Origin of the sequence: Roseovarius sp. CAU 1744 (assembly GCF_039839345.1) — a bacterium.
Lineage (GTDB): Bacteria > Pseudomonadota > Alphaproteobacteria > Rhodobacterales > Rhodobacteraceae > Roseovarius.
Genome location: NZ_JBDOQV010000001.1, coordinates 722,066 through 742,667 on the forward strand (window position 1 = coordinate 722,066; position 20,602 = coordinate 742,667).

Here is a 20,602-nt window from a genome sequence, read left to right on the forward strand (position 1 = left end):
TGACGCTCCGATCGCGCGCGAAGTCCAGTCCAGAAGGGCGCTATTTGCGCAACTCCGGGTCTTTTGAAATTGGCACGCCCATGCGCTCCAGCCTTTCGACGATTTCACGCCGTTTGTTCTTCTGCTCGTCTTCTATTGCCGCCACAGCCGGGCCGACATCCATCATGATGCGGATCGCTTCCAGCAGTGACGGTTTGTGCCCCTTGAGACCTTTCCGACAGAGCGCGAGATAGGCGGCTTCGATGGCCTCCAGCCGGATCGTACGTCCATCCGGCCCGCGGGCTTCCACAGGCTGGATGAGGATCTTTGCGGCATCCCTAACGATCTCGGACTGGGACCTGGGTCGCCCCTTGGGATTGCCGGACTGACCTTTCTGCCAGCGTGTCGATCTTGGTGGATTGGCGTAGCCGATCTTGTCGTCTTCACTCATGGGGAGGGTCCTTCCGAGCCGCTTTTTTCTCCATCCGCCTGATGTTGCGGAGAATCTGCCGTGTCTTATCTTCCGGCGAATAGGCATCGGGATCGGCGATACCGGCTTCATCGATGATGCGCTGCTGCAGAGCGATGGCTTGTTTGTCGCCTTGCAGCGCCAGATCGCGGAGCTTCCACATCAGCGCATCGCGGATCGGCATCGTCTGGTCGTCGTCCTTGGTCCGGACCTTGCGGTTGAGGACCCGATGCAGAAAAGTGTTCAGGTCTTCCTGTTTGCGCGGGCGGCCACGAGGATTGCCGGACTTGCCCTTCGTGAACCGGGTATGCTGGGGCGGGTTCATGTAGCCGACACCGGGGGGTTCGTCGTTTGTCATTCGGCGGCCTCCACAATCGTGGTGTCAGCCTCGGCTGCGCGGCCGAGGGCCACATCGGCGAAGGTCTGGTCCGTGTCCGCAAGCCGTGCCGGCTGCCCCGTCTGAGCCTCGTAGCGCCGGCAGATCACATCGCAGTAGAGGGGGTCGAGTTCAATGAGGCGGGCCACACGGCCCGTGCGGTCGGCCGCGATCAGCGTGGTGCCTGATCCGCCGAAGCCGTCGAGCACGATGTCGCTGCGCCGGGTCACGTCGCGGATGGCATCCGCCACCAGCGCGACAGGCTTCACGGTCGGATGCAGCGCCAGGTCCTCCTGGTTGCCGCCGAAGCTGTTGACGCCGGGATAGTCCCAGACATTCGTCCGATAGCGGCCGGTCTCGCCGAGGCCGAAGGTGTTCAGGTGCTTTGCGGTGCCGACCTTGTAGACGAAGACCAGTTCGTGGCGGGAGCGGTAGAAGGTGCCCATGCCGCCATTGGTCTTGGCCCAGACGACCAGGTTCTTGAGCTCGGAATAGACTTCGGACCCCGCCGCGCTGAGTTCATCCATGTGGCGCCAGTCCATGCAGACGAAGTGGATCGCGCCATCGCAGCTGACCTCGGCCATGGCGGCAAGCGCGTCGCGCAGGAAGCTGGTGAAGCCGGGCTTGCCCATCTCGCCCGTGGCCATGGCAAACTCGCGATGCTTCACCTTGCCGGAGCCGCAGACATGGCCGTCGATCTTCACGTTGTAGGGCGGATCGGTGAAGACCGCGCGGGCGCGATCGTCGCCCATGAGGCGCCGATAGGTGTCTGGATCCAGCGCATCGCCGCAGATCAGCTTGTGGCGCCCAAGCTGCCAGATATCCCCGGGCCGGGTGATTGCAGGACCCGCGACGACCTCCGGGACGACGTCCGCGGGGTCGCGATCGCCAGCATCGTCGTCATCCAGCAGCAGGTCGATCTCGGCCGTCTCGAAGCCGGTGATCTCCAGATCGAAGTCGAGGTCCATCTCGGATAGCGCCTGCAGCTCGATTGCGAGGATCTCGCGATCCCAGCCCGCCAGCTCGGCCAGGCGATTGTCGGCGATGATGTAGGCCCGCCGTTCAGCGTCGCTCAGATGTGCCAGTTCGATGACGGGCACTTCGTCGTATCCGAGCTTGCGGGCCGCGGCGACGCGGCCGTGGCCGGCGACGATGCCGCCGGCGCCATCGATCAGAACCGGGTTCACGAAGTTGAACTGCCGGATCGAAGTCGCGATCTGGTCGATCTGTTTGTCGGAATGGGTCCGGGCATTCCCGGCATAGGGTTTGAGATCCGCCACCTTGCGGTAGGTGATCTTCAGCCGGAGCGCGTCCGGCAAGGTCGGGCTCTGGGCCCCGGTCTTCGCATTCGGCACAATAGGTCCTCCTCATGCACCACGCCCGCCGGACAGCCGGAAGGCTCCTTCGAAACTTTCGTGCGGTGCTAGACACCGCGGTTTCTCCGTTGATGCGTAAGCAGGACCCTCTGGGTCGCTCACGTAGGATCAGGGTGACCTGATCTGCGAACGGTGCTGTCGCTGCCGTTCGACCCGTCGTTTAGATGCCAAATCTGGCTCTGAACAGCGGGTGAAAAAAGAGATGGGGTTGTGATCGATCAAACGCAAGGAAAAAATTCCAAACTTATGAATGGCTTATACAGAATCTGAAGTGTTCACTTTGTGTTCCCAGGCGAATAGGTCTGGGCGGTAGGTTCAAATCGGGGGCTCGAACTGGACTATATTTGCTGTCGAGAACTACAGGAAGCATAGTGGCAACAATCACAGCCTCCACAAGATCGTCTCAAAGCTCTAACCATTCGACGAAGTCACTACGGCGCTCGTGAACTTGCCGAAGGGCATCCTTCAAGCGAGATGACCGCTTGGATAAGTTGATGACAAGCGTATCCATAGCGCGTGTGATGGGTATCATGACCCATTGCGCAGCAAATTCGGCGGCCAGGTCTTCTTTGGTGTCAAACAAACCGCCAAGGTCCGGCGGCGATGACAGCCACTGTTTCAGCTTGTAGTCGTAAAAATCGTCAAATGCATAGTTGATGACAGTCCAGCCCTCTAGGCCACGGCAAGAATCATACTGAACGATGCGCAAAGCATCTCGCTCTGTCGGGTAGTTCTCTCTGACATCTGTTGAAGAGGCGTCCCACACAAGTCCCCCAGCCTTCTGGATCGCTCGCCCTGGGATCGCATAGGTTTGATCTTCCTCATGAACAACGAGCGTTGGCGGAACACAGGCAAGAAGATCGACTGGATAGTTGCCGAGTTCGGCGGCCTCTTCCTTGAGGCGTTCGTAGATCACGGTGTTGCCCGCCATCTCTCCCTCAACAATTATTACGCGACCGCCATTGGCATCGGGATTTGGCTCCAAGTCCCAGTTCTCAAGCCCCAACGCGCCAGCGCAATCGGCAACGAAGTGCGCCAAGTTGGCCTTCATCCGCAGGCATCGTCTTAGCCGGCGCGGCCGAAGAAGGTCACGCGAAAGACCAGCGTCCCAATCGGCGACAGAGTCGCGAACATATTGGTCTACACCATCCGCGACAACGATCTGCTCGGGTCGGAAAACAGTGCGCAGTATCTCGATTTCGTTTGAAGGCCAGTCCTGGCCCTCATCAACAAAGATAACGTCCCATGCGAACTCGTCGGCGTTCTCTTCGATGAGGTTCTTGAGATCGACCTTCGATACCGCGCCGCTACGGAGATAATCGAGCAACCCCTGCTTATGCTTCTCGTAGTTGGCGAGGAAGTCGTCCTCGCTCCCGATAATCCCGAGTTCCCGCATGAGGCGCCCTAGGAATGCGTGGACAGTCTCAATTCCGATACCGCCTTTCGAGAGATGGCGAGGGACACCAAGAAGCGCCATGGTGCGCCGCATGTCAGCGACAAGTGCCTTGTTGTAGGTGAGCACTAGTGATCGCATTCCGGCATTGTCGAAAGCGCGGTACGCCATCTGGAGCAGGATAACGGTCTTTCCCACGCCGCCGCGTCCGCGTATGACGATTTGCTTCTTGTTAAGGTCGTCAAGCCACTCGTCTGGCAGAGCGGATTTCACAATCCGATCCATCCGCTTGCGATCAAGCGCCGTTGGCTCCAAAGTCTTTAGAACCGTTGCCTGTGGCGATAATATTGCACGAAAGTTCTCGTCACTGCCGAAACTAATCGTAACGAATCGGTTCTTCACAGCCGGCTGGGATACTTGACCGACGATATTGAGAATTTTCTCGAAACTGGCATCTATCCCGAAGCAGTTGTGTGGGCGCACAGGGAGATCGGTTTCGCGCAAACCGGACATGAAGATAAGGTCTTGCACATAAGGGTTCGGGAGCCCCGCCCGCACTAGATAACTTTTCAGTTCGAATACCTGCTTGAAGGCCTTTTCGGTCACACACTCCCAACCACGCGGGTATTTTACTGAGACGAGTTTGTCATCGAAGCGAACGCCAGTTGCGTCATGCGACTTGACCTCGACAGCCAAGGCGAAGCTACGGATATAGGCTCGTTTTGGGAGGATAGGTTCGCTATCTCGTGGATAGAATTTCAGTTCGACGTCGAATTCTCGTGGTTCAGCGAAGTGGCCAACCACAAAAACATCGATGTCCTCGTACTTCTGACCATAGAGCTTTAGACTCACGAATAACTTAACATGGTCATCCGGATGCTGGCTGAGGTCGGGCCAAACGGCGAGAATGAGTTTACGGAGATGAACTGCCGCCTCGAATTCTTGGCCTTCATTCGCACCAACAATCTCAATCATGCGCACACACCAAGGCCACGATGCTTTGACAAGCATCCCATAGAAAGGACGAACGAGGACGAAATTGCGATCACTTCACCCTCACGCTCTAATCTGTTGAAGAACTTTGCGGCTTACCGAAGGAAGATTTCCACGCACTTCTAGCTCGTTTTCGACGATAACACGGTGACTGGTACTGTTTTCGCGAAGGTCTGCGACTCTAGGGTCTGCCGGGTGGCCGCTGGTCAATGGTCCTGACAAAGCTATGACGAATGTCTTTCCGCCGAATTGTGCAAGGATCGGAACCTTTATGGTCATTGCTGCGCCATAAGTGATGCTGGCATCCGCCTCAAAAGATATACTGTCATCGCAGCGCCTCTTTAGGTCGTTCAACAAGAGCGCAGTGGAATCTTTCAAACGCTGTTCGTTAAACCCTGAGTGCTGGCCGGACAGTAGATATTCAAGAAGCTCGACCCCGACATGACGGTCGAGAAGTCTATGTTCGAGCTTGTTCTTGAAACTCCTGAGGCAACGGTAGCAAGAGCCGTCGCAGTCTTCAGGACAGTTCTTGAGAGTGGAAAGCGCCCGCTGGAAAAGTTCGAGGCCACGAACAGCAATCTGGCTGGCAAAACCTGCGCCCCCTGGCAACGTGTCGTATAGGAAAATCTCAACTTCTTTTCCCGACTTCCCGCCCGGCGTCAGGGCAGGACGAAACTCTGCCATCAACTCGCCCGACTCGACTTCAAGCAATTGACAGGCGGCCTTGGCTAAAGCCTCACTGACTGTCCTGAGTGCGACGAGTGTGGAGTAATGGGCAGGCCGGAGTTTAATGGGTTTCTCCACACGCATGGAGAAAAGGCCGATGTCGGTGATGAAATCTGTGCCCAGAACCAAGTGTCGCGTCGGACCGATCCCGTCGCACATGAGATTGTCGTCTTTCTCCGGGAAGGGTTTGCGGTGCGGGCCGGCAAGGCTCGGGTGCGGTGTCGAGCTTGCTTCGATCCGCCCGCACTTGACGCAGTAAGTGTAGCCTTCATCTTGCGGGCCGGTATTCGATACCAACAAGTGTTCTCGCGTACTAAGGCCGCGGACGCGGTCATTGGCATGAACCCAACCGGCAGTGTCGCCTGGTGTACCCATAGTGAGTTTGGCGCGCGTAGCGTAGCTTGTTTCCGGTATCTCGTCCGGAGACGTGACCTCCTCCTCAAAGACGGGATGTGCGAAACCGGGTGGGCGAAGCCAATACCGTGCTGGTCCAAAGCTGCCGGGCTCACCGCAGGCTTCGCAGTCTGTCGTATCACTGCGAACTACTTCTCCCTGCTCGTATGTCTTGGCGTACCCGCATTCAGTGCATTGCATGTACAGTTTGCGTGCTTGCCAGGCCTCAAAGAGATCATCCCTCATTACCGAGTAAATTGCGCCAGAGGTGTAGCACTTCCCCGCAATCCAAACCTGCTTTCCTGGCGCGTACTGCGAAAGCGCAATCGGCAGACCCTGCGAAGGAGCAAACTTCATGATGTGTCGGAACGGTGTGGACCGGTCACGGTCAAAAACATGGAAGGTCGCTACGTCCGTTGGGAACGCATATCGGGGCAGTTTCCCGCAATAAAGCAGGCGGTCGAGGAGCTTATTGGGCTGAGAAGCCTGCTGCGGACGTTCCTCTCCCTCCTCCGGTGCTTCCTCATCCCCGCTATCATCCTCGCCTTCTTCCTGGTCATCACTAGTGGCATCCGAGGATATTGCATCATCAACGGCTTTGAGGCAGTCCATCACGAAGCCTCCGAGAAGTTCGCTACGGTCCGCATCCGTGAGTTCAATCGGGAGCCAGGAGGCAATCCGCATACGGAGCGCCTCTTCCTTCTCATTGAGCCACGAAGCGAAATCATCCCGGTTCAGTACAGACTCCGGCTTGCGGAAAGCTGAGACGCTACCGAGAACCGAGAAAAGGTCGTGCGGCTGACTAGCATCAATCGTAGGCAGCCGGTCCTGATGATAGCCTTGAAGCAGATAGGCGCGGATATGCCGCCGTGCGATCTCAGGGTTATCCAGCGTGAGCTTCGGGTCGATGACCTTGCCGCGGATCATTTCATCCGGCCGTGAGAAATAGTGCTCGTCATGACTGTCCGCGCTTCCGAAAGCCAAGACAGTGGCAACAGCGTTGCCGCGACGACCGGCCCGACCTGCGCGCTGCTGATAATTTGCGCGACCGGGGGGCATATTCCTTAGCGCGACACCTGTCAGAGCACCAAGGTCGATGCCGACCTCCATAGTCGTGGTACTGGAAAGGATGTCGATCGCTGTAGCGCGAGACCTGAGGTTGCTGCCGACAAGGGCGATATCTTGGAACAGCAGTTCATGCTCCTCGGCTTTGGAGAAAACATCCTCGTTTTGCGGAGCATTAAGTTGCGCTGTATGCTCCGCCGCAATTAGGGCCATAGGGCGTCGTTCCGGGTCGTCTGGATGTTGCAGAACATCAGTGACGGGTTTGCGGTAAAACCCTTTCCGGGCGAGGAAAACGGGATCGCTATCTGGGTCGAGCGCGCTGACGGAAAGACTGCCACAGTCAAGGCAGCGATCATGTCCGGGAATTGGTCTATGGACTGACTTGCAACTTGTGCAATGTACCCAGTTGCCCTCAAACTGCAGCGATAGCTCGCTTCCGTTGAGATACCTGTTCCCGCCTTCCTTGGATTTCGTGAAGGTTGAAACCAGTATGGGATGCCATTCATCCCAGAACAGCTTCCGTGCGGCCTTGTCGGTGATCACGGCATTGATAGCGTCAATTTTAGTCTGTGCCTTACGCGATCTGACGCGATAGCCGTCTGATGCAGGCCGGTCGACCCAGATTCCCGGCATTTGTGCGAGCCAGAAACCGTTCCAGCTACGAAGCCAAAACCGCGCCAGAGCAAGCTTAGCCTCGTCCGTTTCCGTGAGTCCGGGAATAGCCGGCAGACCAATGACTTTCTTGCGATGGCGATCCTTCTCGCAAAGCGTCGCTAGCGCGAGTGCTTCCATCCCATAGAAACGATCTGAAAGCGTTGTTAGCATACTGCCGAGCAGCGCTTCGGGTGGACGATGGGCCCGCAAGTCTAGAAGAAGCGCTAAAAGCGCTGTCGGATCATCAAGGTCACCATCCTTCAGCGCCGTCTCGATGATGTCTTCGGCCTCAAAGCTTTCATGGGCGTGCAACTCTGGACGAAGGCGAACATTGAGCCTTTGCGACGCGAGCAACACTCCGAGATACAGGTCGTCAAGACCAAGGTGCGGTCGCAATGCGTCCTGTTCCTGAAGCCATTTGAACCCGCTGATGATCAATGGCCTGAGCGAGTCCCGCTCTGAGTACATTTGAATGTTTGGCGCTAGTCGGGCCGCAACTTGTCGGGAGTCGCTAAATGCGAGCACCTTGCGTCCTCGCAACGGCGCGAAACGGGTTGGCTCTTGCGGACCGGGCGGCTGAATCTGAATTTGACGCGTAAGTAGCGCCTGAAATGGCTGATCGCCCTTAGTCTGGTGATCCTGAACGTAGCTGCGCCCGAAGCGGGCCGTCTTCCCACACACGGCGCACGGTACAAACTTTCCCCGTGCTTCCGGGGTGCTTCCACCTTCGTCATCATCATCGGTTGTGTCGGCTAGCCGCGCCTGCCGAATATAGACTGTTCTAGTGCGCGGCCCTACCGTGTTCGGGTTAAGCTGTCCTGTCTCAAGATCGTAGTCAGTTGGCTCCGCGACGTCGTCGTGGGCGGGCTCCTCAAGAAGTAGGTCGATGGGCTCAAGTGGCGCGCTTTCTCCGCTTGCCATGCGAAGTTGCTCGCCCGGCTCTGCCCAGAGATCGTGTGGCTCGTCGATATCGTCGGTGTAGGCCCGCCCGTAGGCTGTACCACAATTCCGGCATGTGAATAGTTCGAGTACGCGCGCTCCACAGCCGCACGCATCCATGGGCTGCGAGTACATCTTCCCGCATATTCCCCCGCGCTCTTCCTCTGCCAGTTCGCTGCATTCAGGGTCCATGCAGACCCAGAGACCCGGCAGTCCACGGAAGAAATTATGAACCCTGCATGGCAATAGCCCAGGAAGACCTGGCGACGGCCTTGCGACACTGCCAAGCGCCATGAGTGCGGTGACGGCCTGATCGGCCACGTCTGCTGAAACGCCTTCTGGAAAGACTAGCGCGCCGAGTTCGGCGATCGGTATGGCCTCTTTCATGGTTGCATTGATGAGTCGTCCCATTGGACCGAAGTCATGAAGAGCTTGGTAGAGGGCCACTTCTGTCGGTCCGCTAGCTTCGGTCTCGCGATAGGTCAGAAACGGTGCAACTGTTTTGAGGCGCGCCTTATCACTCTCGGCTTCGTAAAAAGCCCTGAGGTCTATGGCCGATAGAACTGCGGCATCGGCGGATGTTCCGGCGTTCTGAACCGACTTTAGATCGAGCGCGCCTTTAACAGCGACAAAGGTGCTTGCGGGAACGCCAGAGAGTTGAGCACCAAAGTCGAGGGCGTAGGTCGGGTCGTCAAAGCTTGCTGTCGCGCAAATAACCTGGAGCCGGTCCTCTGATATTCCGAGCCGGTCTCGCAACCTTCGCAGCAAGAGTCCTACTTCTGCGCCCGCGGCGCCGCGATAAAGGTGCGCTTCATCGAGCACAACGAGGAACGTCTCCTCGGGGTTGCTATGTAGCCACTCCCTTGTCTTATCGAAGATCGGCCGCTCTATCGGCCGCATCAGCATATATTCCAGCATCGAGTAGTTTGTGACCAGCAAGTCAGGCGGGGCGGCCTGCACTTCGTGACGCGTCAGAAGTTCGGAGTCGTCCGGCAGTGTGACGGCCCTGACAAACTCACCCTTGCTTTCCCATCTGCTACCCTTTGGGCCAAACCAAGTCTCAAGGTCGGGCTTTGCAGGCCATTTTCCTCTTTCTCTGAGGGCTGAGAGAAGTGCGCCCGCCTCTTTGCTCTTCTCGGGGTCAGAACTGGCAGCGTTTTGCAGTACATCGACATAGAAGTCGCCGAACGACTTGAGCCTTTGACCATCCTTTTTCGCCGTACGAACACCTGCATAAGGCGTCCGACTTGTATACCGCGCAAAGCGTGGCGGTCTGCCGCACCATTCCTTGAAATTTTGAGCTAGCCTGGGATCGCTCAGCATCGCCCGCAAGCGACCGAGTTGGTCGTTCACGAGAGCGTTCATTGGATACATTATTAGGGCTCGCATAGCCGGCTGCTCCGCGAATGCCTGAGGGTGCGCTTGGGCTTCTTTTGCAAACTTGCCGAGGATTGGCAGAAGAAATGACTCCGTCTTACCGGAACCCGTTCCAGTCATGATGACGAGGTTCTTGCCGTCGATCAGGCAGTTTCTTAGGGACTCGCCCTGGTGCATGTAAGGCGGGTCATAAACAAGCCGCGGTAGGTCTCCCTCCCGCGTGCTCATACGGCTAAGCACTTCCAGTGCAGCACTTGGCAGGCCCGACATCGAGCCGAAGGTTTCTCCCGATTGATATTTAGGGGTCGACTCAAGAAACGGGTCGCGGTGGATTACGCCGTCCTTGTCGAGAAGAGTCTGCCGCTGCGCGATAAGCGAGGGCGCGCTGATATGATACGTTGCCTCGATGTAATCCTTGAGCGAGGCGTGCAGGTTCTCGATGGTCTGTTTTATTGTTTGCATTACGCACTCCTCGTCTCAGATTTGATTTCAATAGGCGAAAGCCAGAGGTTCTCCTGCAAGAAGTCCTCTTCTTGTGCGACCTCATCGCTCGGAATTTCATAAGTAAAAAGACTCTTCATTCCTTGACGCTTTCTGCCAAGAATCATGAGCCGGCGTTCCGCCCACAACGGAATCGGAGAATAGAAACTTAATCGGCACATGCCATCTTCGGCGGTATCGAGGCTGTATCGTTGCGGTGCTTTGCGCTCATGGTCCATTGCCATTTGCAGGTGCCATGCCGCATCGCACCCTCGCCAGCGATAACCCCGGAATGGCAGGTCAATAATACGCTTGATCGACCCAGAATGAATTTCTGCCAAACACCACAAAGCTGCCCCAAATTCCTGCGGACGCCGTGCGATGAAAAGTCCGGAGTGATCCTTCGGAGAAGTCCAGCGCCCTTTGTAGTAGGTCGGCTTGGTGTCAGGATCGATGATCTCAAGTCCTTGCACTGGTGCGCACGGCTGTTCATCGGCGAGAAACTGAGCCGCTTTGGAAAGGGCTTCACTTGGCGCGACAGTCTTGGGCGCCTTGAGCCACGTTGTTTCGGGTAATTTGCTGAGACCTTCGCCAACAAGCTGTGCAGCTAGGTCTTCTCCGTCATGCGGTTTGATGGATCGCGTGCTATTGGAGGAGACGATACGGCTGCGGATATTTTCAGGCAGCCAACCATCTTGGTCGGGAACGATCCCGGTCAAGAAAATGCTGCCGCTTTTGCGCACCACAAACGAAGGTGGCGCCGCAAAGACCCAAGTTCCCTTCGCTTCTGTATCTCCGGTCGTCACGTCGGACAGTTCCAGCAGGTCGCCCACGACGAGCAGATCATCCATCAGGCTTTCAAGGCGTGCAGGCAAGGAGGCTGGCTCTTGATCCAAATGGCTCAAGCTCTCAACAAGTGCTGCGCGTAAAACGGCGCGCGAACACGGGCAAAGCGCCCCGGCAGTTCGCCTGAGCATGGAAGACAGGAAAGTATCGTCGATACCATGACCCTCTCCCTGCAAGTTCAGGATCGATCGGCAGTATTGCACAACATCTTCGGGGGCGAGGACTGAGATCATGAATCCGCCTCCGGAAGAAGTCTCGCCGCTTTTCCACTCGCACCGAGCGTGCAAAGGATCGCGAGCCTAGCCGCCCGAACGAGAGTTTGGCTAGCCTTGGCACGCCGGATGCGGTTTTCAAGCCCCTCCAGATAAAGTGTTGGCAGTGCATAAGGCCGACTAGCTAACTCCAGCACGAACTGACAGAGGTCATCATCGGACGCGATGCGATAGCGCTTTGCGAGATCGCTAAACCAAGCGATCAGTTGTTTCCGCCCGCCCGCAATGGTGCCGGCGTCGCGCACGATGACGCTAGCAAAGCCGCTCTTGTGATTGACCAGAGATTGAAGTCGCGAAAGTGCATTGCCAGGATCGCCGGCCCCGATGTACTGGGACTCGGCGCGCGCCCAATCCCAACCAGCCATTATTCCGACGATCCCGTGCATCAATGTATTGATCACTTGCCACCGGTGAAAGCTCCCGAGATCGCCTGCAACACGAGCGCTGTTCCAGTATCTTAGGATTAGTAACAAGTTGATGATGGCCTTCGGATCGCCCGAGATATACCCATGGTTGGGGCGGACGCCGAGGCCCGCCAAGTGTGAATCCGATAAGCCGGTACTGACGGCAATATAATCGCGTGATCTTCCGATCTTCGCTGTGAACAACCCGCCGGGCGGCTCGATTCTATAGCCTTGTAGTACTTTTTCGGGATCGATTGACTGCATATCCCGCGGACGCTCCATGCCATAGAACCGGCAAACAGGCCCCGTCCCTTCCTGACTCGTTTCATCAACGAGCCGGATGTAGATCCCGTCGCTCTGATGACGTAGAACCCAACGAACGGGCTTTACCTCATGTTCAAAACGTAGCTCGTAGCGGCCAAGCTCACCGCCATCGAGCGTGAGAAGCCCGGATGCCGCTTCCAAATAGCGCCATTCACATTTTTCGCGCTGGAGGAAGTCATTGAAGCGTTTCTTCCAGACTTCCGGCGAAACGGGCAAATTTAGAGAGCTGCACACCTTTCGCGTGAATATCTCGTCTTCAGCAGCGTTGTGGAGTGCTACAGAAGGCGTCACTTGACGGCCGTCCGGACCGGCAACCGAGAGATCAAATTCGTTCTGCCAAAACGTGTCCAGCGTTGCGTCGTGTGGGTTGCGCGTAACGATCAGGCCAGCGTGAAGAGAGGTGCCGGAAATCCAGGGCTCAGGTTCACGGACTCGAAGTTCGAGATACCCCTCGTGTGAAGCGAGACCTGCTCCCTCCTTATTCTGAGTCTTGGCGCTTATCCTTAGCAGGTGTCTGCCAGCGGTCAGTTCCGGAAGTTGAATGAATGTCGGCTCACCTGGCTCTCCGGCAGGCACTGCTTGCGCCTCACTTCCGTCGATGCTGACCTGGAACGCTTTGACTTTATGATCAGGAGAGATACCGAGACACGGCCTCTCCGTCGTTAGCCACTCACCACGACCTTCTCCATCCCAGCTTCGACCGGGAAGGCCAGCAGGCCAAACGCGTATGGTTCGCGCAATCTCAAGTTTCCATGCCTTGAGTTGCTGAGCCAGCAACTCCGGAATCGCCTCCGGAATGTTCAAGTGAATGGCATGGATGTCGGCGCAGTTGACCGTGCAAGGCTGATGAAGATTGATCGGATCGTTGAGTGGCTCTTTGGAAACGATAACGTAAGTCTGGCCGGGCCGCACGGTGCGACCGGCGATCTCCCGGGCTAGGCCATCTTTGCCAATCCGAAAGAGCCAGACCGGTCCCGGGCTCATACGGCATTCGCTGCTTAGAAGATGATCGACAGTGCCGTTCTTAGCCTCGAAGGCGACCATCGGCTGATCCGGGTCAGGCCAGTTGCGAAGAACGGCCTGGCGACGACCGGAAAGAAGCCATGCAGGCGGCTTCTTCCCTGTGCTCCCGTTAACGGCGCAACGCGTCTGTTTGAGAAACTGGCGCACCTCCGGGTTGAGCGCCCCGACATCCTTGAAACTTGGAATATCGACCTGAATATCCCAGTTTCCTTCGCCCTTATAATGTAGCCGCAGATCGGGGCGAATATCGGGACGCCCTTCAAATGAGGAAAGACCCTTAGTTCCACGTGCCGCAGCGGGCTGCCCAGAGCCCGTATCGCGGCCGAGGCCTTTAAAGCGGTCCGAGACGACACGGCTGGCCTCTTTGATCCAAGCTCTTGCGTCACGAACCTGTTCCAGGTCGCTGACGATGCGGTCTAGCGTTGCAGGGAGAAGGGGTTCTTCGCCTTCAATCTGATCTTGATGCAGAAGCGCAAGGACGAGGCGACCGACCAGTTCTTCCTGTTGGAGGAATTGCTCCAACCGTGTTGAGGCATAATAGGCATTGGACGCGATAAGGCGGCCGATTGTGGCGGGGTCTACGTCGTCCAGTCGTGCCAGCCGGTAGCGCAAATCATAGAGTGTGCGAGCAAACTGCCATTGGAGAAAGCGCGGCAGAACGGCATGTGTTATTGGCCACGCAATGATGCTGAAGTGCCCCGCCCAAGGTCCGGACGGCACAACGCCATTGTACGACTCCTGGAACTTGCGAAACCATTTGGAGATTCTGTAGCGATCACGGGAATCCCAACCTGGCGTCGATTCCTCAAAGGATTGCCAGTATTCTCCGCCTTCATACGTATAGCCCCGTTCTGCGGCGTAGATTGTCCAAAGTAGCCAATGCGTCTCGAGCCTTTCTCCACGTATTAGACGCTGACGCAACTGGGCCGCGATCTCTTCGACGCTCTCTTCCGCGAGACCATGTTCCATTGCGAAGATCGGAAGTCCGGACCGATCACGACGCGCCTTTAGGTCCGCAAAATGGACCTCCATTCGTTCCTGCCATGTATCAAGAGGAACGCTCATATCAGATCACATCGCCGCGGAGGAATTCTCGTGCGAACCTTGCTGCGCAAGGCGGGATTGCATCTGGCGGCTTTGGCTTCCGAAAAGCCCTATCAAGTCTTCAACGGTCCAGTCGCGATAGTCAGGTCGCCTTTCTGCACGCGGCTGCATCCATCGTTCGGTCGCAAGACCTGCGATCTCTTTGGTCGACAAAAGGGATTCGATTTGAGGTTTTCCTTTTCCGGACTTCAGGATCGAGTCTGCATTTGCCGCAAGTCGACTGATGAAAACTTCGCGCTTAATACCGTGCCGAAGCATATCTTCTTTGAATCCCAGTGCGGCAAGAGCTGCTCTAGTTGTCCGCAGACGCCAATTCGGGCCTTGGCCAAACCGGTGCTGGTCAGCATAGCTGTGATCTATGTCTCTTAGGTAATCTCTCAATTCAACAAAGAGACGGTCCGGGATGTGAAAATGCCCCCACCCTCCAGTGAAGCCAATCGGTTCCATATATTGGACACCGTCCAGTTTCAGGCGGTTGTAAACTGATGAGCGCCCCATTGAGGATGATGTCGTGACTGCCAGCAGACGTGCTTTCTTACCTTTTCCAGATATGATGCCGGTCGTATCGCCATACGCAGATGCGAAATCGTCATATAGTTCACGGCTTCGCAGGAGACACGCGACCAGTTTACCGCCGAGCAATTGATTGTATGGAGGTATGGCACCGAGCACATAGGCGTCCATGATGTTGACGAGACGCGCGCTGCGATCCTTTGACGTCCAACCAATCAAACGGTCGCGTACGGCGAGATTGAAGACGGGATCACCTATTGCGATCAAGCCCATCAGCTTCCCGTTGTTCTCGTCCCATACAAGATACCGCAGTCGCCTTCCAAAGCCGTTCGACACGGGGACGGACCACGTTAGGGAGGCAAACCGGAAAAGGTCGCCATGCTGTGTACCTGACGAGATACGTTCGATGACTGGAGAAATCTTCGATGGCTCGATATCGTCGCCGTTTGCGAAGTGGTGAAGCAGTCTGGGCGCTCTTGTCGCCAAAAAATCCTTGTTGTCCTTGATGCGATCCTCGCGCTGAACGCGATGAAGCGCACGCACAATTTCTTTTCCTTCGCCCTCAATCTTGAGTTCGCCGTTTCTCGACTTAGAAAAACCGATGCTGCGCAAGTGTCGACGTAGTTTGCGTTTGAGCACCGCTTCGCGTGATGAAATGCTGATTACTGAAATTTCTTTCTCTTTCACTTTTGAACTGCTCCCTCCGGGTTTCGCGCACTTGCGGACAATAGTGACGCCTGCGTCCCGGTTCTTCTTATTCGAACGCTTCAAGTAGTGCCACATCACTGGATTGAATGAAAGATTTTTCTCATGAATACAGTAAGTTGCTGTACAGTTTACGATTATTCTTTGCCCTGCTTCGCCGGAGCCGTCCGTCACCCCTCACCCCGAGCGGGGGTGGCGGCGGCGAGGACGAGGCTGGGCACGCAGCCCCGCCCTGCTTTGCTGGTGAGCTTCGGAGCTCATAACACCCATCCTCTTTGAGAATTATGTATTTTGTCCATTTTTGATGGACCTCTCCACATGCTTTCACAGAAACAAGTGGCGTTCTCTTTAAAAATATGGCAATATGTCCCTTATGAGTGGACAAGAACACGAAAAAATAAAGAACCTTCTTGAGGCTGTACCCGCAGGCTTCCTCATAGACTCTCCATGGCTTGAGCGCCACGGGATAGGCCGACGCTCGTCATACGCCTACGTACAACGCGGCTGGTTGGAGCGGCTCAATCGCGGTGTCTTCCGCCGCCCTGCGCCAAACACTTCAGCGACAAGCACGGTTGACTGGAAAACCTGCCTCCTCTCGATGCAGCGCCTCATGCACTACGACGTCCATGTCGGCGGTACGACCGCGCTCGCCCAGCAAGGCTACGACCACTATCTCCGCTTGGGCAGCAACGCGCCGGTCTGGGTCTATGGTGCCGACGTACCGAACTGGCTCTCGAAGCTACCGCTGAACGCGCGGCTGCAGACACACAACACAGCGCTGTTTTCCGACCCGTCACTCGGCCTCACGAAAGATGATGCCGACGCCGAAGGCGCACTGCCATGGGACTGGAAACTTCGGATGTCAGTGCCGGAACGGGCTGTGATGGAAGTCATGGACGAATTGCCCGACCACGAGAGCTTCCACAATCTCGACATGGTGTTCGAGAGCCTGACGACGCTCAGACCGAAGGTCCTCTCAGCACTGCTCCACAGTTGCAAGAAGATAAAGGTGAAGCGCCTGTTCTTCGTCTTTGCCGACCGCCATGATCATCCCTGGCGCAAGCACCTCGACCCGCAAGAATTCAGCTTGGGGAGCGGTGATCGCGCTTTGGTCAAGGGCGGCAAAATCCATCCGCGCTACCGCATCATGGTGCCGGAAGAGTTTGTGAAGGTGGAGACCAGCGATGGCGCGTGAAGCCTACGAAGCACAGGTCGCCCTGCTCGTGCGCATACTCCCGTATGTCGCAGAGGAGAAAGTATTTGCGCTCAAGGGCGGAACGGCCATCAACCTCTTCTACCGTGATTTGCCGCGCCTCTCGGTCGATATCGATCTTACCTATCTTCCGATCAAGGACCGTGACGAAAGCCTCGCCGAGATCAACGAAGCGATGGACCGTATCGCCGCCGCCATCGAGCGCGGAATTCGAGGCGCGAAGACACAACGCATCAAAGGTGGTGGTGGCGGTGCCACCCGACTGGCGGCACGGCTGGATGGCGTCGAGATCAAGATCGAGACCTCACCGGTCACACGCGGAGTCGTCCATGACCCTGAAACCCGTTCGGTTTCAGACGCTGTCGAAGAAGAATTCGGGTACGCGGAGATGCAAATTGTCTCGTTCGAAGACTTGTTCGGCGGCAAGGTGCACGCGGCTGTCGACCGGCAGCATCCGCGCGATCTCTATGACGTCAAACTGCTCTACGAAAACGAAGGCCTGACGGACGATCTCTTCCGCACCTTCCTGATATATGTCGCAAGCTCTTCGCGCCCCGCGCATGAGCTTTTGAACCCGAACCTGATCGATCTAGACCAGCCCTACGCACGAGAATTCGAGGGCATGACAAAGGCACGGGTCACGCTTGAGGAACTCTTGGAAACCCGCACGCGGCTGGTCGGAGACATCCGTGCGCGCTTTGACGACAACACGAAGATCTTTCTCCGGACACTGCATGATGGGGAACCGGATTTCGGGGTGATTGATCGCGCCCGTGCCGCTGATCTTCCCGCCGTTAGGTGGAAGCTGATCAACCTGAACAAGCTCAAAGCGGAGAATCCGGAAAAGCATGCCGCACAGGGCGAAGACCTCGAAGCCCTTTTCCGCTGACCATCGTCCCGATCATCATGGTCATCCCCACGATGATCACGAACAGCATCATGACGACGATGAGCATCAATCGCCGTGCCGCGATGCAGGTTGCGGTCATTTGTCCGGCCTGTTGACGCGGTGCATGTGACCCCTGGCCTTGATGCGCCATCATCCGCCAAGACAGCACATGGTTCGCCTGCACGCTATGCAGCCGCGCGATAACCCTGCGATGCAGCATGCACACCGAGCAATTGGGCGTGGGTTTGGGCTAGGCTACACGGCGGACAAACGTCATTCCGGAATGATTGCTTAGAGACACATTATTCTCAAACAATTCAGCAAGATAGCTTTCAATGTCATTTAGTTCCGAATGCTCTGAAAGATCTATTTCGTCACCTAGTTGTGTGGATGCAAAGACGTAGCGACTGGCTGATGGCCCAAGGATGTCTGCAAAATATAGGTCGTAACCATTGCGATGGCCCAACCGGGCTCCAAGGCCCCAAATGTAGAATGGTGCTAGAGGCACCACCACGCCGCTTTTTACATCGGCTAGAAAAACCTCGGCCGAGGAAAAGTCGGTAGATCCTTCATAGTGATATAGTTTTACAAATGGTGAGTTTGGGCCATCAATGCAACGAAATATCCCGCTATATCCGCCTCCAAAACCTTTCTTTTCTATTCCTTCGAATACTCCAACCACTCGTCCGTTCATGGCTCTTTTAATGTGGTTCCCAAGCACACTGAGTATGTGGTTATAGTCAATGTCAGCTCTCTTGAAGTGCTTTGTCTTGGCTGCATTTGTTACTGCACTGTCAATCGTTGGAAAGACCTCATCTTCAACTATCGACAGAAGCTCTTTTGAAACTTCAGAGCTGGCGTTGGCCAATTTTTCTAGTTGCACCAGAAGATGCTTTAGAGGACCAGCGGAGCGGCGAAAGTTACCGAAGAAGCTATGAAAATCAACACCTTCATTAGTGCTGATCAAATCGCAAAGAGAGCAATAACCAATAAAGGTCAGTGCTGCCTCTAATGTAGCCAGACCGTATTTCTCAAGCTGAAGGGGATCGGTTTGGGTGATGTACATTCCTAGAGGGTGTGCAACCGGGTAGGGCAACTCTTGAACCAGTTCGCCGAGATCCAACCAAGTTTTGTCGCGGGATCTCTGAACATAAGCTGTAATTTGATCTTGGCTGACAACTGATAGCGCCGATGTAGCTGTGCCGAAATCCAAACCAAGGTAAGCGCTGCGCGCGCCCTCTTTGTCAGCAAATGTCATGTCTAAGAAGAACGAACGACCTTCTACGCGCGTCTCCTGTTTGCCTTTCCCATATATGAAGGCAGGGGTAGCCGTACCATCGTTCCGTACAGTCAGTTCGACTTCAATCGAAGAGCCAAAAGTCGTGCCGGATGGTGTCCTTACTGAATTGTCGACGATGTTATGCAAGCTGTTAAGGTCATTTGGGTCGAACGAGGATTTGAGATAATGGTACTCAAGCTCAGTTCGCGGAGCGCTGGACAGTCTTGCCTTCCATCTCATTGGCTTGTCCAAGAAGGCTCGCAAAGACGTAGAAGATGGCAGCAAAGTGCCCTCGTCTTCGCATTCAGGCATAGACTGGATCAGTGGCCGGAATTTCCGCCATTCGATATCTTTTCTGTCTGGACGGAGAGCAAGATTAAGTCGGTTGTAAGTGACCGCACCAAAGTCGCCGTCGCCCTCAGTGTAGAATTGGCGAGCGCATTCTATAGCAAGTCCCTTTGCGACCACCTCTTGGTAGTTTTCGGAAATTTCAAGAATCTCCGCATCTCTTAGCTGAATTCGAAGGTCTCTCTCAATCAGTCCCTTCAGCCACCTGATATTTGTCGACCCACCAGATAGCAATACGACGGAAATAGGCTTTCCATTCAATTCCTTCTGAGATCGAGTTATAGCGCTACGAATGGCTTCTCTTAGCTTCTCGTTCCAGACACGGTTCTCGAAGACCTCACGGACCCTTTCGGCTCTTAGGGGTACTTCGATCATTCTACTATCTCGAGCGAACGGGTTCTCGGCCACGCGCACCAAGTGGGATAAAGCGCCGTGCAAGTTGGCGCCGAGGCTCCAATCAGATATCGAATTGCAAATTCGAATCTTCGCCTTCTCGACCTGAGAAAGAAGGTCTACGAAATTTTCGACGAAGATAAGTTCTTTGTCCCCTAGCAGTGATTTTTCTTCGTCTCCAAGACCTTGAAACGAGTTTACCTTTGCAATGATTTTCCTAGCCGATGTCTTTGCTTCCTTCGAACTCAATACGGAAAACAAGACATCTTCCGCCAGTCTTTGGTTGATATAGAAGCCAGCAGCGGGAATCGATTTGGCCGACAATGGCCGTGAATTCTTCCCTCCGTGACTAATATCGCCTTCTGCAGTTGTCTCGATCACCGAGACATCGAGTGTGCCTCCGCCAAAGTCCAGAACAAGAGCGACGTGCTTTTGGCCCTCTGCGAGAAGTGGGTGGCGAAGTCCGTAACGGTAGTACTGGAACACGGCGAAAGGCTCGGGGAGAAAATCTACGTCTTCAAACCAGCCATCAAGCGCAGTGCGCATGTTTGTACGATAGTTCGAGAGCCACTGGCCACTAACCTTTCCTTCTTCCTCAATGGAAAGTGGTTCGGCGACCAAGACCTTCTTTGGAAATTGATCACCTCCTGCCTCAATTTCGTTTCTTGTTTTCTCGAGTACACCGGTGAGAAAGTCCTTGGTCATCCCCACCACGGAGCGCCTATGCCGGCTCGAGACGTTTTGAAGCGAAGTTTGCGCCTGCTGGCGAGTGAGCTGGCCAAGTGACACTTTGAAATTCTCGTAAGAACCGCTGGAGTCGTCTCGGGCTGCCTCAGCGTCATAGCCCACAAAATACTGCTTCCCCGAGTACCGGATTTTCGTCGGTACGGCGGCCTCTTCAAATGGCCGTATGATCTTCACTTGGCTGATTAGCAGCTTCTTTTCGGTGCGCACGTCACGTACGTCCTATCGATGGTTTGCTGATGCTCGGCTTAAACCTTGCATTGTCCCTGCGTGCTATAAAGACTTGAAATACTTCTTGTTATCAAGGCGGCTGAAGCGAGTCCGT

11 protein-coding genes are annotated in these 20,602 nt (G+C 55.6%); 2 read left to right on the forward strand and 9 right to left on the reverse strand.

The genetic code is table 11. The annotated features are described in order from the left end of the window. Window positions 1-40 precede the first annotated feature (40 nt). From AAFO92_RS03570 to AAFO92_RS03605, 8 genes are all read right to left on the reverse strand, one after another. Entirely contained in the window at window positions 41-430 is a 390-nt protein-coding gene (locus AAFO92_RS03570; protein WP_347533270.1) for a DUF5681 domain-containing protein, read from the reverse strand. Beyond that, window positions 423-806: a DUF5681 domain-containing protein gene (locus AAFO92_RS03575; RefSeq protein WP_347533271.1), complete on the reverse strand. Its 384-nt coding sequence runs from the start codon at window positions 804-806 to the stop codon at window positions 423-425. The genes AAFO92_RS03570 and AAFO92_RS03575 overlap by 8 nt, the downstream gene beginning before the upstream one ends. After that, entirely contained in the window at window positions 803-2,179 is a 1,377-nt protein-coding gene (locus tag AAFO92_RS03580) for a site-specific DNA-methyltransferase (protein WP_347533272.1), read from the reverse strand. The genes AAFO92_RS03575 and AAFO92_RS03580 overlap by 4 nt, the downstream gene beginning before the upstream one ends. 424 nt (window positions 2,180-2,603) lie before the next feature. After that, window positions 2,604-4,568 (reverse strand): DNA/RNA helicase domain-containing protein, encoded by a 1,965-nt coding sequence (locus AAFO92_RS03585; RefSeq protein ID WP_347533273.1) that lies wholly within the window; start codon window positions 4,566-4,568, stop codon window positions 2,604-2,606. 81 nt (window positions 4,569-4,649) lie between these two features. Next, window positions 4,650-10,202, reverse strand: a complete 5,553-nt coding sequence (locus AAFO92_RS03590) for a DEAD/DEAH box helicase (RefSeq protein ID WP_347533274.1) — start codon at window positions 10,200-10,202, stop codon at window positions 4,650-4,652. Further along, window positions 10,202-11,299 carry a hypothetical protein gene (locus tag AAFO92_RS03595; protein WP_347533275.1) on the reverse strand — a complete coding sequence of 366 codons (1,098 nt, stop codon included), beginning with the start codon at window positions 11,297-11,299 and terminating at the stop codon, window positions 10,202-10,204. The genes AAFO92_RS03590 and AAFO92_RS03595 overlap by 1 nt, the downstream gene beginning before the upstream one ends. Continuing rightward, the gene (locus AAFO92_RS03600) at window positions 11,296-14,154 is read right to left on the reverse strand and encodes a hypothetical protein (protein ID WP_347533276.1); all 2,859 of its coding nucleotides are present in this window, start codon (window positions 14,152-14,154) and stop codon (window positions 11,296-11,298) included. The genes AAFO92_RS03595 and AAFO92_RS03600 overlap by 4 nt, the downstream gene beginning before the upstream one ends. A gap of 6 nt (window positions 14,155-14,160) precedes the next feature. Next, window positions 14,161-15,393 (reverse strand): Druantia anti-phage system protein DruA, encoded by a 1,233-nt coding sequence (locus AAFO92_RS03605; protein ID WP_347533277.1) that lies wholly within the window; start codon window positions 15,391-15,393, stop codon window positions 14,161-14,163. Between the two features lie 391 nt (window positions 15,394-15,784). Between AAFO92_RS03605 and AAFO92_RS03610 the strand changes: the two genes are divergently transcribed. Both AAFO92_RS03610 and AAFO92_RS03615 read left to right on the forward strand, forming a co-directional pair. After that, a complete protein-coding gene (locus AAFO92_RS03610; RefSeq protein WP_347533278.1) occupies window positions 15,785-16,606 on the forward strand; it encodes a type IV toxin-antitoxin system AbiEi family antitoxin domain-containing protein in 822 nt (273 codons plus the stop codon). Further along, window positions 16,596-17,513, forward strand: coding sequence for a nucleotidyl transferase AbiEii/AbiGii toxin family protein (locus tag AAFO92_RS03615; protein WP_347533279.1), 918 nt, complete (start codon window positions 16,596-16,598; stop codon window positions 17,511-17,513). The genes AAFO92_RS03610 and AAFO92_RS03615 overlap by 11 nt, the downstream gene beginning before the upstream one ends. A 250-nt stretch (window positions 17,514-17,763) precedes the next feature. On the opposite strand, the gene AAFO92_RS03620 is transcribed toward AAFO92_RS03615, so the two are convergent. Continuing rightward, complete coding sequence (locus AAFO92_RS03620; protein WP_347533280.1) at window positions 17,764-20,487, reverse strand: hypothetical protein; 2,724 nt, start codon at window positions 20,485-20,487, stop codon at window positions 17,764-17,766. Window positions 20,488-20,602: the final 115 nt, after the last annotated feature.